The following is a 13,981-nucleotide window of genomic DNA, read 5'->3' as shown; positions in this document are numbered from 1 at the left end:
TCAGTTCCCGATCAATGCAGGCAGGGTCAGCGACAGCGCCGGAACCAGGCCGACGAGCGCCAGGACCACCAGGCAGATGCCGATCAGCGGCAGGGCGGCGCGGCTCACCTGGTCGAGGGGCACCCGGCCGATCGCGGAGACGATGAACAGGCACAGCCCGACCGGAGGCGTGATCATGCCGATCATCAGGTTGAAGACGATCATCACGCCGAACTGCACCGGATCGAGACCGATGACGGGGGCGAGCTGGTTGAGGATCGGCATCGCCAGGATCAGCGCGGCCAGCGGCTCGAGGAAGAATCCGAGCACCAAGAGGATGATGTTCAGAAGGATCAGGAGGAAAAGCGGCGAGTCGGTCAGCGACAGGAGGGCGGCTGCGATCGACTGGGGAATGTTCTCGATGCCGAGAATGAACGAGGTCATCGAGGCCATCGCCACGACCAGCATGACGCCGGCCGACATGGTCGCCGTCTCGTAGAAGGAGTTCACCACCTGGCGCGGGGAGAGGGAGCGGTAGATGACCGTTCCGATGAGCAGCGCATAGAGGGCGGCCACGGCCGCGGCTTCGGTCGGCGTGAACACGCCGGAGCGGATGCCGCCGACGATGATGACCGGAAGCAGCAGCGCCGGAAGCGCCCGGGCGATGACGCCGGGGCGCTCGGATTTCGGCATCACCGGCGGCAGCGGATGGTCCTCGCGGCGCGCCTTCCACAGCGCATAGGTGATCAGCAGGCCGCACAGCAGGAAGGCGGGCACGATGCCGGCCAGGAAGAGATCGGCGATCGAGGTGCCGGTGAGTACGCCATAGAGGATCAGCGACAGGGACGGCGGCACCAGCGGGCCGAGCAGGGAGCCGGTCGCCGTCAGCGCGGCCGCATAGGCCGGATTGTAGCCGTCGCGGCGCATCGCCGGGATCATCACGCTGCCGAGCGCGGAGGCTTCGGCCGTCGCCGCGCCCGAGACGCCGGAGAACATCATGCTGGCGATGATGTTCACGGCCGCCAGCCCGCCCTTGACCCGGCCGACCAGGATCTGGGCGAAGCGCACGATCTGCTGGGTCAGGTTCGCCGCCCCCATCAGATTGCCGGCGAGGATGAAGAACGGGATCGTCAGAAGGACGAAATTGTCGATCCCGGCGATCATCTTCTGCGGAAACGCCATCAGCAGCATGAGCTGGCCGTTGACGACCAGGTAGGTCAGCGAGGCCAGCCCCAGCGAGAACGCGATCGGGACGCCGAGAACGAGGAAGCCGAAGAAGGCGAGGAGGTAGAGGGTCATTCCGACAGCCCCTCCGGCGGGATCGGACGCAGGGCGTCGACGCTTCCGCCGCTTCTGAGGAGACCGACGTAAAGCCAGACGTCGACGAGCAGCCGGACGGCCAGGAGTGCCATGCCGAGTGGCAGGGCGGCATAGACCCAGAAGACGTGGGGCACGGTTTCCGGTCCCCATCCGAAGGTGTCCTCGAACAGGAAGCGGAAAGCCGGGATCGGCTGAGAGCCGACCATCTCGGCGAAGCGCAGGCCGTAGCGGACGAGCACCAGGCACAGCGCGGCCGAGACCAGGTTCACGACGATCGCCAGCCCGAGCGCCGCCTTGCGCGGCAGCGCGTCGCGCACCAGCGTGACGGCGGCCAGTTCGCCGCGCTCATAGGCGAAGACGGCGGCGATCAGCGAGACCCAGATCAGCAGATAGCGGCAGACCTCCTCCGCCCAGATCAGCGAGGCGTTGAAGGCGTAGCGCATGACGATCTGGAGCCCCATGATGGTCAGGAGCACGGCGATGAGCCCGACCAGAAAGCCCTTCATCGTCCGCTGATATCCGGTGCGAAGCCCTGAGAATGCCATCGGTGCGACCCCTTCTTGCGGCCGAGCGGGACCTGGCCGTCCGGCTTGGCCGGACGGTGCAGCAGGTGCCTGGACGATCCTTTACGGATCAGTCGGCGAAGTCGTCTTCCTGGTAGGCGGTGAGGTGGCGGTAGTCGTCGCGAACCGGTGCGAACACGTCGAGATTGACGGCCACTTCGTCGCCGACCGGCTCGCCGCAGTGCATCACGTCGGGCGGGATGCGGACGACTTCGCCCGCCCCGACCTCGACCACGTCATCGCCGATCGTGAATTTCACGCGTCCGGAGAGGATGTAGGCGAGCTGCTCGAACGGATGCGAGTGCGGGCGGACCTCCATCCCCGGCTGAAGCCAGTTCATCACCATCAGGGCGTTGTCGCCCCGAAAGGCGGTCCGGCTCACCCCGGGACGCACCTCCTCGCGGGGAAGCGTGTCCCATTTGTAGACGTTGGTCCGCCCGCTCATCTCAGTTCCCCTGGACCTGGTCGTAGAACTTCTGGATCAGCGGGTCTTTCTTGACCCACTCGTCGACCACCGGCTGGGTCTTCGCCCGCATGGCCGACAGATCGTCGAGCTCGCCGATCTCCACGCCCTGTTCCTTCAGGAACGCGATCGTGTCGGCCTCCTGGGCGGCGGCGATCTTGTACTGCTCCCGGGTGGTCTCGTGGCCGGCTTCGACCAGCGCCGCCTGCAGGTCTTCCGGCAGCTTGTTCCAGGACATGTCGGACATCATGATCACGCCCGGCCAGAAATAGTGGCCCGTCTTGGTCACGTGCTTGGCCGGTTCAAAGAGGCTTTCCGACTGGATCGAGGAGAGGTTGATCTCCACCGCGTCGATGGTGCCGGTCTCCAGCGCCGAATAGACCTCGCCGTAGGCCATGCCGATCGGGTTCACTCCGACGGCTTCCCAGGTGGCCTTGTGCAGCGGGATCGGAACGATGCGGGTCTTCAGCCCGGCGAAATCGTCGAGCGTGCCGACCTGCTTGTCCTTGGCCAGGAAGTGGCGCTGGCCCGCCTCGATGTAGCCGAGGCCCTTGATCTGCTTGGCGTTCAGCGTGTCGAGAAGCTCCTGGCCGACCGGCGAATCCAGCACCGCCGCCAGGTCCTCGTAGGAGGAGACCACGAACGGCAGCTGCAGCGCGTCGAACGACGTCGCGCCGATCACCAGGGGCAGCACCGGCGCCGACACGAGCGCGCCGTCGATCACGCCGATCTGCAGGCCCTCGAGGAGCTGCTTGTCGTCGCCGAGCTGGCGGTCGCCGTAGACCTCGATCTTGACCTTGCCGTCGGTCTTATCGGCGACCTTCTCGGCAAACATCTCAAGCCCCGTGTGGAACAGGTGCTTGGACGAGGCCGCGTGGCCGAACTTGAACGTGTAGTCCTGGGCATAGGCCGGCCCGGCCAGGATCAGGGCCGCGCCCGCAAGGGCCAAAAGACGCCGCATGGTAGTTCCTCCCTTATTTGTTTCGTTATTCAAAACCTTATATCACTAGTCAAAACTTAGTTCCTGTCTCTGTCAAGCGGTCTGATGACGTGGCCCGGGTTGCGATCGGGTCTGCGTCCATGCCGTCGGGACGGCCGCGACCTGCTGGCCGCCCGGTGGTCGGGTCGAAAGGTCTGTCGGGAAGTGTCGCGGTCGGCGGACTGCAGCACAGGCGCCGGCGCAGCGCAGACGCCATGCCGGGAACCGGAGATGACCCGGACGGGCTCTCGCCAATCCGGGTCGCACGGAGTGTTCCGATCCGAACCGGGAAGGGCCTAGCGCCCCATGAGGGCGGGCAGGAAGGTCGCGATCTGCGGGAAGGCGACGCACAGCATCAGGCCGACGATCTGCAGCAGGAAGAAGGGCAGGATGCCGCGATAGACGGTCCCCATGCCCACCTCGTTCGGCAGCGTGCTCTTGATATAGAACAGCGTGTAGCCGAACGGCGGGCTGATATAGCCCATCTGGATCGTCAGCGCGTAGAGCACGCCGAACCAGATCTCGTCGAAGCCGAGAAAGCGCACCACCGGCAGAAACACCGGTACGGTGAGCAGGATAATGCCGATCTCGTCGAGGACGGTGCCCAGGAACACCAGGATCAGCATCATCACCGCCAGCACCAGATAGGGGCTGACCTGCAGCGACTGGATGGTGCCGAGAAGCGCGTCGGCGCCGCCGAGCCCGGTGAAGATCGCCACATAGGCTTTTGCGCCGATGGTGATCCACAGGATCATCGCCGTAGACTTGAGTGTCACGCCGGACGAAGCGACCAGCATCGAGAGCGTCAGGTGGCGCCGCGTTGCGGCCGCGATGCAGGCGCCGAAGACGCCGACCGCCGCCGCCTCCGTCGGCGTGGCGACGCCGAAGAAGATCGAGCCCAGCACCATCACGATGATCAGCGAGGGCAGCACCAGCGTCTTCAGCGAGGCGAGGCGCTCGCCCAGGCTGGCGCGCGGCGCGTCGTCGACGCTCGGGGCCAGCTCCGGCTTCAGCCAGGACGCGATCACGATGTAGGCGATGTAGAGGGATGCCAGCAGGATGCCCGGCACGATGCCGGCGATCAGCATCTTGCCGATCGAGACCTGGGCGGTGACCGAATAGACGATGGTCAGCACCGAGGGCGGGATGAGGATGCCCAGCGTGCCCGAGGCGCAGATGGTGCCGGTCGCGAGTTTCGGGTCGTAGCCGCGCTTCAGCATTTCCGGCAGGGCCAGGATGCCCATGGCCGTGACCGCCGCGCCGACGACGCCGGTCATCGCCGCCATCACCACGCAGATGATCACGGTGCCGATCGCGAGCCCGCCCTTCACCCGGCCGAACCAGAGCTCCATGGCCCGGTAGAGGTCCTCGATGACGCCGGAGCGCTGCAGCACCACCGCCATGAAGATGTAGAGCGGGATGGCGAGCAGCGCCTCCGACCGCATGGTGTCGAACACCTGCAGGATCAGGATGATCAGCGCCTGCGGGTTCCAGAACAGGACCGTGAACAGGACGGACAGTCCGCCAAGCACGAAGGCCACCGGCAGGCCGGTCAGGAGAAAGACCGTAAGCCCGCCGAACATCAGGATGAGGATGAGATTGGAACTCACAGGGCGTCTCCCTGCGCATCCTCGGTCTGCTGCGGCGCGGGCTCGTTGAAGATGACCCTCAGCCACTCGGCGGCGGCCTGGAGGAGAAGCAGCGCCAGGGCGATCGGGATCACGAACTTGATCGGCCAGATCACCGGATTCCAGGAGGTGTAGGAGGTCTCGTTCAGCGCATAGGACTGCATCGCGAACGGCCAGGCGAAATAGAACAGGATCACCGCGTAAGCGCCGATGATCGGATAGTTGATGAGGTCGAAGATGCGGTTCATCCGCGGCGAGACCGACCGCCTGACCAGGTCCAGGTTCACGTGGCCGCCGATGTGCAGCAGGTAGGGTCCGCCGAGCAGGAAGAACGGCCCGAACAGGAGCGTGGCCAGCTCAAGCCCCCAGCTGGAGGGCGAGTTGAACAGGTAGCGCGCGGTCACCGCGTAGAGCATGACCGGGACGATCACCAGCATCAGCAGGCTGGCCGCCTTGTAGAGCAGGTGATTGAGCGCCGTGATCCAGCGGACGACGGCGGCGATCGGGCCGGGCATGCTGTGTTCTCCGAATAGACGCGGACGGCGGAAGCATGGTGTCCCGCCGTCCATTCTCCTGACCGGAGAGTCCTACTGGATCAGGCCCAGCTCTTTCATCTGCTCGACCTGGGAATCGAGGATGCGGGTGGCCAGCTCGTTGTCCTTGGTCGCCTTGCGCCAGGACTCCATCGCCTTGGAGCGCGCCTCGGTGACGTCGTCCTCGGAAAGCTCGATTACCTCGACGCCCTGCTCCTTGAAGGCTTCCAGAGCGCTCTTGTCGCTCTTCGTCTTGGCGGCCTGATAGGCGTCCGAGACTTCCTTGGCGGCCGTGGCGAGGGCCTCCTTGTAGGAGTCCGGCAGCTGGTCGTAGGCGGCCTTGTTGGCGACGTAGGAGGTCGCCGTCGTCGGCTGGTGCACGCCCGGCAGGATGATGTACGGCGCGACTTCCGCGAGGCCGGCATCGAGATTGGCCTGCAGGTCACCGCGGTCGGCGATGTCGATCAGGCCCTTGTCGAGGGCGGAGTAGACCTCCGAGGTCGGCAGCGGCGACACGGCCACGCCGAAGTCGCTCATCACCGACGAGGCGAGACCCACGAAGCGGCCCTTCTTGCCGTCGAAGTCCTCGATGGATTCGATCTTCACCTTCGAGTGGATCGGCTCCTGGTCGTAGATCGACGGCGCGATGTAGTAGAGGCCGGCCGGGGCGTAGGCCTCCCGGGCCATCTCGAGGCCGCCCTTCTCGTAGAACCAGTCGGCGTACTGACCGGATTCCGGATAGCCGAACGGGATCGTCGAGGTGAACGCCAGCGCCGGGATCTTGCCGGCCTCGTAGCCGTCGAAGGTCTTCATCATCTCGAAGGCGCCGCCGCGCACGGCGTCGAAGGCCTGGGCCGGCGGAACCAGCTGGCCGGCCGAGAAGAGCTCGATCTGGAACTTGCCGTCGGTCAGCTCGGCGACCCGGTCGACATACATCTGCTCGTACTGCTGCGGCGTGGTGCCGCCGTCCCAGAGCGCCTGCATGCGCCAGTTCACCGTTTCGCCGTCCTGGGCGAAGGCGGCGGAGCCGAGCGAGGCGACCGCCAGCGAAGCCGCGGTCACCATGAGCGCCGTGCGGCGCGTGACTGTCCTGGTCATGGGTGTTTCTCCTTCAAGGATCTGATCGTTGTTGTGATTGGGCCGGTCAACGCGACACGAACGACGGATCGCGATCAGTCGCTCCCGCGCATCTCGGCCAGAATTTCGCGCGCCCTGTCGGTGCGCACGTCGTGGTCCTCGGCGAGCCTGCCCGCCACGACCTCGATCTCGTTGCCGACGGCGCCGGCGACGATGGCGATGTTGCGGGCGTGCAGCGCCATGTGGCCGCGCTGGATGCCCTCGGTGGCCAGCGCCCTGAGCGCCGCCATGTTCTGGGCGAGACCCACCGCGACGGTGATCTCTCCCAGCTCCTGGGCGCTTTCCACGCCGAGGATCTTCAGTGCCGCCTGGGCGACGGGATGGGTCTTGGTGGCGCCGCCGACGAGGCCGACCGCCATCGGCATCTCCAGGGTGCCGACCAGGCAGCCCTCCGTGTCCACCTCCCAGCTCGTCAGCGAGGTGTAGGTGCCGGAGCGGGCGGCGAAGGCATGAGCGCCGGCCTCGATGGCGCGCCAGTCGTTGCCGGTCGCCACGATCACCGGGTCGATGCCGTTCATGATGCCCTTGTTGTGGGTGGCCGCCCGGTAGGGATCGATCACGGCCAGCTCGTGGGCGTCGAGAATGCCTTCGACCATCCGTTCGCCGGAGAATTCCTTGGTCGCGAGCGCCGACTGGGGCACCCGGACCCGGGCGCGGGAAAGGCGCCGGTCGGCGAGGTTGGAGAGGATGCGCAGGCGCACGCGGCCGCCGGTCAGCTCCTCGATCGTGGGCGCGACCGCCTCGGCCATCGTGTTGACGGCGTTGGCGCCCATGGCGTCGCGCACGTCGACCAGCAGGTGCAGCACCACCATCGCGCCGCGCCTGGTGTCGGGGAAGACGTGGACCTCGATGTCCTTGCAGCCGCCGCCCAGCTTCACCAGGAAGGCGTCGCGGCTGTTGGCGATCTCCAGGATCTGCTCGCGCGCGGCCAGGATCTTGAGGCGCGCGCCGTACGGGTCGGTGATGCCGAGCACCTGGACCTGGGCGCGCATGACGGGGGCTGTCGACGAGGTCTGGAAGCCGCCATGGTCGCGGGCGATGCGCGCCATGTAGGACGCGGCGGCGACCACCGAGGGCTCCTCGACCGCCATCGGGATCAGGTAGTCGCGGCCGTTGACGGTGAAGTTGGTGGCGATGCCCATCGGCAGCTGGAACGTGCCGATGACGTTCTCGATCATGCCATTGGCGCGCGCCAGCTCCAGCGCGGCCGGATCGCCGAGCGTGGCGGCATCCTCGCTGGCAAGGCCGGCGGCCTCGGCGAGCTGCTCCAGGCGCTGCTCGGGAGTCTTATTGCGATAGCCCTCAAGGCGCGAGTTCAGCGAACGCCGTACTGCCGACATGATCGTTTCCATCACCCGAATTGCTGCATCTCTTGCTTGGATGCGGACGACGATTGTCCTATTGTTATTGGGACAATCAAGGGACAGTTACGGCCGATTGCGGGGTGACTGTCCCAGTACTTACCTGGGGACGATTTCGTGAAGCGCACCGGGACGCGGGTCGAGGCGATCGTCGGCAAGGTGTCCGCCGGGCTGGCAAACGGCGCCTACAAGGTCGGCGACAGGCTGCCTTCGGTGCGTCAGGCCGCCGAGGACTACGGCGTGTCCAAGAACACCATGGCCGAGGCCTACGACCGTCTGGTCGCCCAGGGACTCCTGGAGGCGCGCGCAGGATCGGGCTTCTACGTCTCGCACCTGGAGCTTCCGCGCCCGACGGCTCCGCCGCCCCACGTGGCCACCGCCGTCGATCTCGTCACGCTGCTCGGCGAACAGCTCGACCGCCGCTACGAGGTGCGTCCGGGAGACGGACGGCCGCCGTCGTCGTGGATGGAGGGCTCGGAGCTCCGGCGCCATTTCGCCAGCTTCAAGGCCGCCGGGCCGGAGAGCGTCGATTTCGGCTACGGCTCGTCGCGGGGATACGAGCCCCTGCGCGAGCGGCTGCGGCTGATGCTGCTCGACCGGTCGATTTCCGTGGAGCCGGACGGCCTCCTCCTGACCAGCGGGGCGAACCACGCCCTCGACCTGATCGTCCGCCATCTTCTGGAGGCCGGCGACACCGTACTGGTCGACGATCCCGGCTACTATCCGCTGTTCGCCAAGCTCGCGCTGGCCAAGGTCCGCATCGTCGGGGTGAAGCGCAATCCGGACGGTCCCGACCTCGACGACCTCACCGCCAAGCTGGCGCTTCACCGGCCCCGGATCTTCTTCACCCAGTCCCAGGCCCACAATCCGACCGGGGGATGGCTGTCGCCGCCCGTCGCCTTCGGTCTGCTCAGGGCGGCCGAGCGCTGGGGCACGCTGGTGGTCGAGAACGACGCCTTCGCCGACATCCTGCCGCCGAGCCTGCCGCGGCTTGCCGCCCTCGATCAGCTCAACCGGGTGCTTTATGTCGGCACGTTTTCCAAGACGCTGTCGGCCAGCCTGCGCTGCGGCTTCGTGGCCGGCCATCCCGACCTGATCGGCGCGCTCGCCAACCTGAAGATCCTGACCTCCGTCGCCACCTCCGACTTCGTCGAGCGTTTCGTCCTCAACCTGATCCAGGGCGGTCAGTATCTGCGGCACATCCGCCGTCTGCGTGCCCGGATCGAGGCGGCCCATCGCGCCTCCGTCAGCGATCTGGAAAGCGTCGGTCTCCGGCTGAGGCCGGGGAAAAGCCCGGGCTTCTATCTCTGGGCCGACCTGCCCGACCATGTCGACGAGCTGGATCTGTGCCGGCGCGCGGCGGCCGAAAGCATCTTCCTGGCGCCGGGAAGCGTGTTTCGGCCCGACCGGGAGGGCGACCGTCCGGCGGCGCTCCGCTTCAACGTCGCCTACGGCTCCGACCCGAAACTGCTGACATTCCTCGCCGGCGCCTTCTGAGCGCCGTCCCTCCCTCCGAAGCATCCAGGTTCCCGTCATGAGTCCCCTTCCCGCCCGCGTCCGCATCGTCGAAGTCGGCCCCCGCGACGGCCTCCAGAACGAGGCGGAGATCGTGCCGGCCGACGTCAAGATCGAGCTGATCGACCGGCTTGCCGCCGCCGGCTGCGAGACCATCGAGGCGGGCAGTTTCGTCTCGCCCAAATGGGTGCCGCAGATGGCCGACACCGCCGAGGTGCTGGCCGGCATCGAGCGCCGGCCCGGCGTCGGCTATCCCGTCCTTGTGCCCAACATGAAGGGGCTCGAGAGGGCGCTGGACAGCGGGGTGGAGGAGGTCGCCGTCTTCGCCGCCGCCTCCGAGGCGTTCTCCCGGCGCAACATCAACTGCTCGATCTCCGAAAGCCTGGAGCGGTTCGCCCCGGTGACGGAAGCGGCCGCCGCGAGGGGGCTCAAGGTCCGCGGCTACGTCTCCTGCGTGCTCGGCTGCCCCTACCAGGGCGAGGTGCCGCTCGCCGACGTGGCGCGGGTGTCGAAGGCGCTCACCGACATGGGCTGCTACGAGGTCTCGCTTGGCGACACGATCGGGGTCGGCACGCCGCTGAAGGCGGCCCGCATGGTCGAGGCGGTTGCCGCGGACGTGCCCGTGGACCGGCTCGCCCTCCACTTCCACGACACCTACGGCCAGGCGCTGGCCAACATCTATGCCTGTCTCGGGCTGGGCGTGAGCGTGATCGACGCTGCCGTCGGCGGGCTCGGCGGCTGTCCCTATGCCAAGGGGGCGAGCGGGAACGTGGCGAGCGAGGATCTGGTCTACATGCTCGACGGCATGGGCATCGCGACCGGAATCGATCTGGCCGCCCTGACGGAGACGGCCCGTTTCATCTCGGCGGCGATCGGCCGCGCGCCCGCCTCCCACGTGGCGAAGGCGCTCGGCTGAACAGCTTGCGCCGGGCCGCGTCAAGCTTCGGACGGAATGCGGTTTTCTTCCAGCCAGGCGCGGTCGCCGTCGTCGATCATGTGCCAAAGGACGGTCCAGAAGCCGCGCACGGCGTCCGGACCGGCGGCCTCGTAGGCCCGGGCGATCCGGTCGAACTGGCGCGCCGTCAGGCGGTCGAACAGCTCCTGACCGGCCTCCGTGATGTAAAGCTGACGCTGGCGCCGGTCCGTCATCGACGTCTTCTGCTCGATCAGCCCCTTGCGCAGCAGCTCGCCCATCGGCCGCTGCACGTTCTGGTGGGTGACGCGAAGGATCGACAGCATCTCGCCGACGGTGATGCCGGGGGTCTGGGAGACGAAGTAGAGAATGCGATGATGCGTCCGGCCGAACCCGAGCTCGGTCAGGGTGCGATCGGCATCCTCGGCCAGGTTCAGGTGCGCGAAGAAGTGAAGCTCGAGGCCGCGATGCAGCGCTTCCGTCGAGGCCCAGGGCCGCTCCTGCGGGTCCCGGCTGCGGGAGCGCGCCGCGGTTGCGGACGTGTCGGTCTTTTCGGTCGTCATGCGGGCCGCGCCGGTCCTTGTGGTTGCGGGCTTCACCTGGAGCCTATCGACCTACACACAGGGCGAGATGTGCGCAATTCAGATAAGCGCGCATTTCCGTATATTACAATCTTGTTGACATAAATTTTGGGCGCGGATTACTCTCCTCCCCAACCCGCGGAGACGGGCCTGAATCATATCGGGAGGACTGCCATGCATAAGGGCTTGCGCACGACGTGCGCGCTTTCTGTCGCCGCGCTCGCGGGCCTCTGGGCCACCGGGGCCGTCGCTCAGGACAAGGAATTCAAGATCGGCGGCGTGGTCGCGATGAGCGGCGCCTACGGTGTCATCGGCGAGGCGATGCAGCGCGGGGCCGAACTGGCCGTGGAGATGCGCGGCGGCACGGTTCTCGGTGCCCCGATCGTCTTCGACTGGCAGGACACCGAAACCAAGCCCCAGGTCGCCGTCCAGAAGGCCACGAAGCTGATGGCCGGCGGTGCGAACATGCTGTTCGGCGCGGTCAGTTCCGGGTCGACGCTCGCGGTCATGAAGGTCGCCGAGCGCCGCAAGGTCCCGCTGCTGGTCACGCTTTCGGCGAGCGACGAGATCACCGGTTCGCAGATGTCGAAATATGCGTTCCGCACCTCCAACCCGGTCAACATGGAAAACCAGATGATGGCCGAGTTCGCGTCGAAGGAGGGCCTCACGAAGGTCTACGGCGTCGTCGCGGACTACGCCGTCGGCCGGGAGATGTGGGACAATCTCAAGGCCAAGCTCGAGGCCAAGAACATCGAGATCGTCGCCGAGGACTTTCCGCCGCTCGGCAACAAGGACTACGCGATCATCATCGACAAGGTCGGCAAGTCCGACGCGGACGGCGTCGCGATGATCATGACCGGCGGGGATGCCATCACGTTCCTGAAGCAGTCCGGCCAGGTCAGCCTGAAGGACGAGAAGGCGGTCTTCGGGACCATGATCATGGACGAGCTGATGGGCAGCGCCGTCGGCGATCAGAGCTACGGCGTGAACTCCACCCTGCGCTATCACTTCTCGACCGAGAACGAAGCCAACTCCGCCTTCGTGAAGGCCTTTCACGACAAGTACGGCGAGTTCCCGAACCAGTTCGCCGGCGAGGCCTTCGACGGCCTCTCCTGGTTCCTCGATGTGGTCGAGGAGACCGGGAGCTGGGACGCGGACGACTGGGTGACGGCGTTCGAGACCAGCACCTACGAGACCTCCGTCGAGGGCGTGAAGACGATGCGGGCCTGCGATCATCAGGCAGCGCAGATGGGCGTCTTCGGCAAGGCGGTGAAGGGCGAGGCGCCGTATCCCGACGTCACCATGGACGTCACCTACACCTTCGAGCCCGATCTCCTGTTCGCCCCGTGCGCAGACTGAACGCTCGCCTCGGCCTGCCGCGTCGCATGTGCTGCGGCGCGGCGGGTCCTTCCGGTGCGCTTCCCATCGCCTGACAGGATCCCACCATGCGGATGATCGACTACTTCCGTAAGGGCGTCGAGCGGGCGCCCGACCGGCCCGCCTTTGTCGACGACACGATCGCCATCACCTACCGGGAGATCGACGACCTCGCGTCGCGGATCGCCGGGGCGATGCCGGAAAGCGGGCCAGAAGGGGTCCGGGCGGCCGTCTACAGCCCGAACCATCCGCTCGCGTTCGCCTGCATCATGGGCATCTTCTATGCCGGTGGCGTCTGGGTTCCGGCCAACGCCCGCAACACGGTCGCGGTGAACGCCCACTTCCTCTCCATGACCGGCTGCGAGATCCTGTTTTACCACTCGAGCTTTCAGGCCGAGGTCGACGAGCTGCGTGAGCGCGTGCCGTCCATCGGCCTCACAATCTGCATCGATGCCGAGGGTGGCAAGGGCGAGCCGTCCCTGGACGCGTTCATGGCGTGGGGCACGGGATCCGCGCCCGACGTGCCGGACGATCCCGACCGGATCGTCACGATCTTCCCGACCGGCGGGACCACCGGCCTGTCGAAGGGGGCGCCCTGGTCCCACCGCACCTGGGAGGCGATGATCAGCGCCTTCTGGCACTGCATGCCGAACGAGGAGCCGTCCGTCCATCTCGTCGCCGGCCCGATGACCCACGCCGCCGGCGGCCTTGCCCTGATGATGGTGCCGCGGGCCACCACCAACGTGGTGCTGCCGAAGGCGGATCCGGAGCTCATCATGCAGGCGATCGAGCGGCACCGGGTCACCCACGTCTATCTGCCGCCCACCGTGCTTTACATGATGCTCGCCCATCCCGACGTGCGGACCTACGACTACTCGTCGCTCAAATATTTCGTCCTCGCCGCGGCGCCGATCGCGCCGGAGAAACTGAAGCAGGCGATGGACGTGTTCGGGCCGGTCATGTGCCAGTGCTACGGCCAGGCCGAAGTGCCGATGTTCATGACGTTCCTGTCGACGGCCGATCTGCAGGGCGCGACCTCGAACGCAGGCGCCCGGCGTTACGCAAGCTGCGGGCGGCCCACCATGAACGTCCGCCTGGCGATCATGGACGACGAGGGCACCGTCCTGCCGCCGGGCGAGCGCGGCGAGATCGTCGCCAAAGGGTCTCTGGTCTTCCCCGGCTACTACCGCAATCCGACCGCCACCGAAGAGGTCTCCCGGTTCGGCTGGCACCACACCGGCGACGTCGGCTACCGCGACGAGGACGGGTTCATCTACATCGTCGACCGCAAGAAGGACATGATCGTCACCGGCGGCTTCAACGTCTTCTCCGTCGAGATCGAACAGGTTCTTTTGTCCCATCCGGCCGTGCGCGAATGCGCCGTTGTCGGCGTGCCCGACGACAAGTGGGGCGAGGCGGTCAAGGCGGTCATCGAGGTTCGGCCGGGCGTTGCGACCAGCGAGGCGGAGCTGATCGCGCTGGTCAAGGCGGAACTCGGCAGCGTGCACGCGCCGAAATCCATCGAGATCTGGGACGAGCTGCCGCGCAGCGGCAACGGCAAGGTGCTCAAGCGCACCGTGCGCGAAGCCTTCTGGAAGGACCACGAGCGGGCCGTCTGACGACGGAATCCGC

Annotated in this window: 13 protein-coding genes; 4 read left to right on the top strand and 9 right to left on the bottom strand. The window is 66.8% G+C overall.

The window, feature by feature from the left end:
• The 8 genes from J2S73_RS16820 to J2S73_RS16785 form a co-directional block, all read right to left on the bottom strand.
• Nucleotides 1-1,278, bottom strand: coding sequence for a TRAP transporter large permease (locus J2S73_RS16820; RefSeq protein WP_306886781.1), 1,278 nt, complete (start codon nucleotides 1,276-1,278; stop codon nucleotides 1-3).
• Nucleotides 1,275-1,844 carry a TRAP transporter small permease gene (locus J2S73_RS16815; protein ID WP_306886780.1) on the bottom strand — a complete coding sequence of 190 codons (570 nt, stop codon included), beginning with the start codon at nucleotides 1,842-1,844 and terminating at the stop codon, nucleotides 1,275-1,277. Before J2S73_RS16815 ends, J2S73_RS16820 begins: the two co-directional genes overlap by 4 nt.
• Nucleotides 1,845-1,932: 88 nt before the next feature.
• Nucleotides 1,933-2,307, bottom strand: coding sequence for a cupin domain-containing protein (locus tag J2S73_RS16810; protein WP_306886779.1), 375 nt, complete (start codon nucleotides 2,305-2,307; stop codon nucleotides 1,933-1,935).
• Between the two features lies 1 nt (nucleotide 2,308).
• Complete coding sequence (locus tag J2S73_RS16805; RefSeq protein WP_306886778.1) at nucleotides 2,309-3,286, bottom strand: TRAP transporter substrate-binding protein; 978 nt, start codon at nucleotides 3,284-3,286, stop codon at nucleotides 2,309-2,311.
• A gap of 314 nt (nucleotides 3,287-3,600) precedes the next feature.
• Nucleotides 3,601-4,914 (bottom strand): TRAP transporter large permease, encoded by a 1,314-nt coding sequence (locus J2S73_RS16800; RefSeq protein ID WP_306886777.1) that lies wholly within the window; start codon nucleotides 4,912-4,914, stop codon nucleotides 3,601-3,603.
• The gene (locus J2S73_RS16795) at nucleotides 4,911-5,447 is read right to left on the bottom strand and encodes a TRAP transporter small permease subunit (protein WP_306886776.1); all 537 of its coding nucleotides are present in this window, start codon (nucleotides 5,445-5,447) and stop codon (nucleotides 4,911-4,913) included. The genes J2S73_RS16800 and J2S73_RS16795 overlap by 4 nt, the downstream gene beginning before the upstream one ends.
• Nucleotides 5,448-5,519: 72 nt before the next feature.
• Nucleotides 5,520-6,563 (bottom strand): TRAP transporter substrate-binding protein DctP, encoded by a 1,044-nt coding sequence (dctP, locus tag J2S73_RS16790; RefSeq protein WP_306886775.1) that lies wholly within the window; start codon nucleotides 6,561-6,563, stop codon nucleotides 5,520-5,522.
• 74 nt (nucleotides 6,564-6,637) lie between these two features.
• Nucleotides 6,638-7,942, bottom strand: coding sequence for a hydroxymethylglutaryl-CoA reductase, degradative (locus J2S73_RS16785; protein WP_306886774.1), 1,305 nt, complete (start codon nucleotides 7,940-7,942; stop codon nucleotides 6,638-6,640).
• Between the two features lie 138 nt (nucleotides 7,943-8,080).
• Between J2S73_RS16785 and J2S73_RS16780 the strand changes: the two genes are divergently transcribed.
• The gene (locus J2S73_RS16780) at nucleotides 8,081-9,460 is read left to right on the top strand and encodes an aminotransferase-like domain-containing protein (RefSeq protein ID WP_306886773.1); all 1,380 of its coding nucleotides are present in this window, start codon (nucleotides 8,081-8,083) and stop codon (nucleotides 9,458-9,460) included.
• A gap of 37 nt (nucleotides 9,461-9,497) precedes the next feature.
• Nucleotides 9,498-10,394, top strand: coding sequence for a hydroxymethylglutaryl-CoA lyase (locus J2S73_RS16775; RefSeq protein WP_306886772.1), 897 nt, complete (start codon nucleotides 9,498-9,500; stop codon nucleotides 10,392-10,394).
• Between the two features lie 20 nt (nucleotides 10,395-10,414).
• Here J2S73_RS16775 and J2S73_RS16770 read toward each other — a convergent pair whose 3' ends face one another.
• Nucleotides 10,415-10,954 (bottom strand): MarR family winged helix-turn-helix transcriptional regulator, encoded by a 540-nt coding sequence (locus J2S73_RS16770; RefSeq protein ID WP_306886771.1) that lies wholly within the window; start codon nucleotides 10,952-10,954, stop codon nucleotides 10,415-10,417.
• A gap of 192 nt (nucleotides 10,955-11,146) precedes the next feature.
• On the opposite strand from J2S73_RS16770, the gene J2S73_RS16765 reads away from it, so the two are divergent.
• Together J2S73_RS16765 and J2S73_RS16760 are read left to right on the top strand one after the other, a co-directional pair.
• Complete coding sequence (locus J2S73_RS16765; protein ID WP_306886769.1) at nucleotides 11,147-12,331, top strand: ABC transporter substrate-binding protein; 1,185 nt, start codon at nucleotides 11,147-11,149, stop codon at nucleotides 12,329-12,331.
• 86 nt (nucleotides 12,332-12,417) lie between these two features.
• Complete coding sequence (locus J2S73_RS16760) at nucleotides 12,418-13,968, top strand: class I adenylate-forming enzyme family protein (protein ID WP_306886768.1); 1,551 nt, start codon at nucleotides 12,418-12,420, stop codon at nucleotides 13,966-13,968.
• The last annotated feature ends 13 nt before the right edge of the window (nucleotides 13,969-13,981 follow it).

This window comes from Amorphus orientalis (assembly GCF_030814015.1).
Classification (GTDB): domain Bacteria; phylum Pseudomonadota; class Alphaproteobacteria; order Rhizobiales; family Amorphaceae; genus Amorphus; species Amorphus orientalis.
This window is presented reverse-complemented; position numbering and strand designations above follow the sequence as displayed.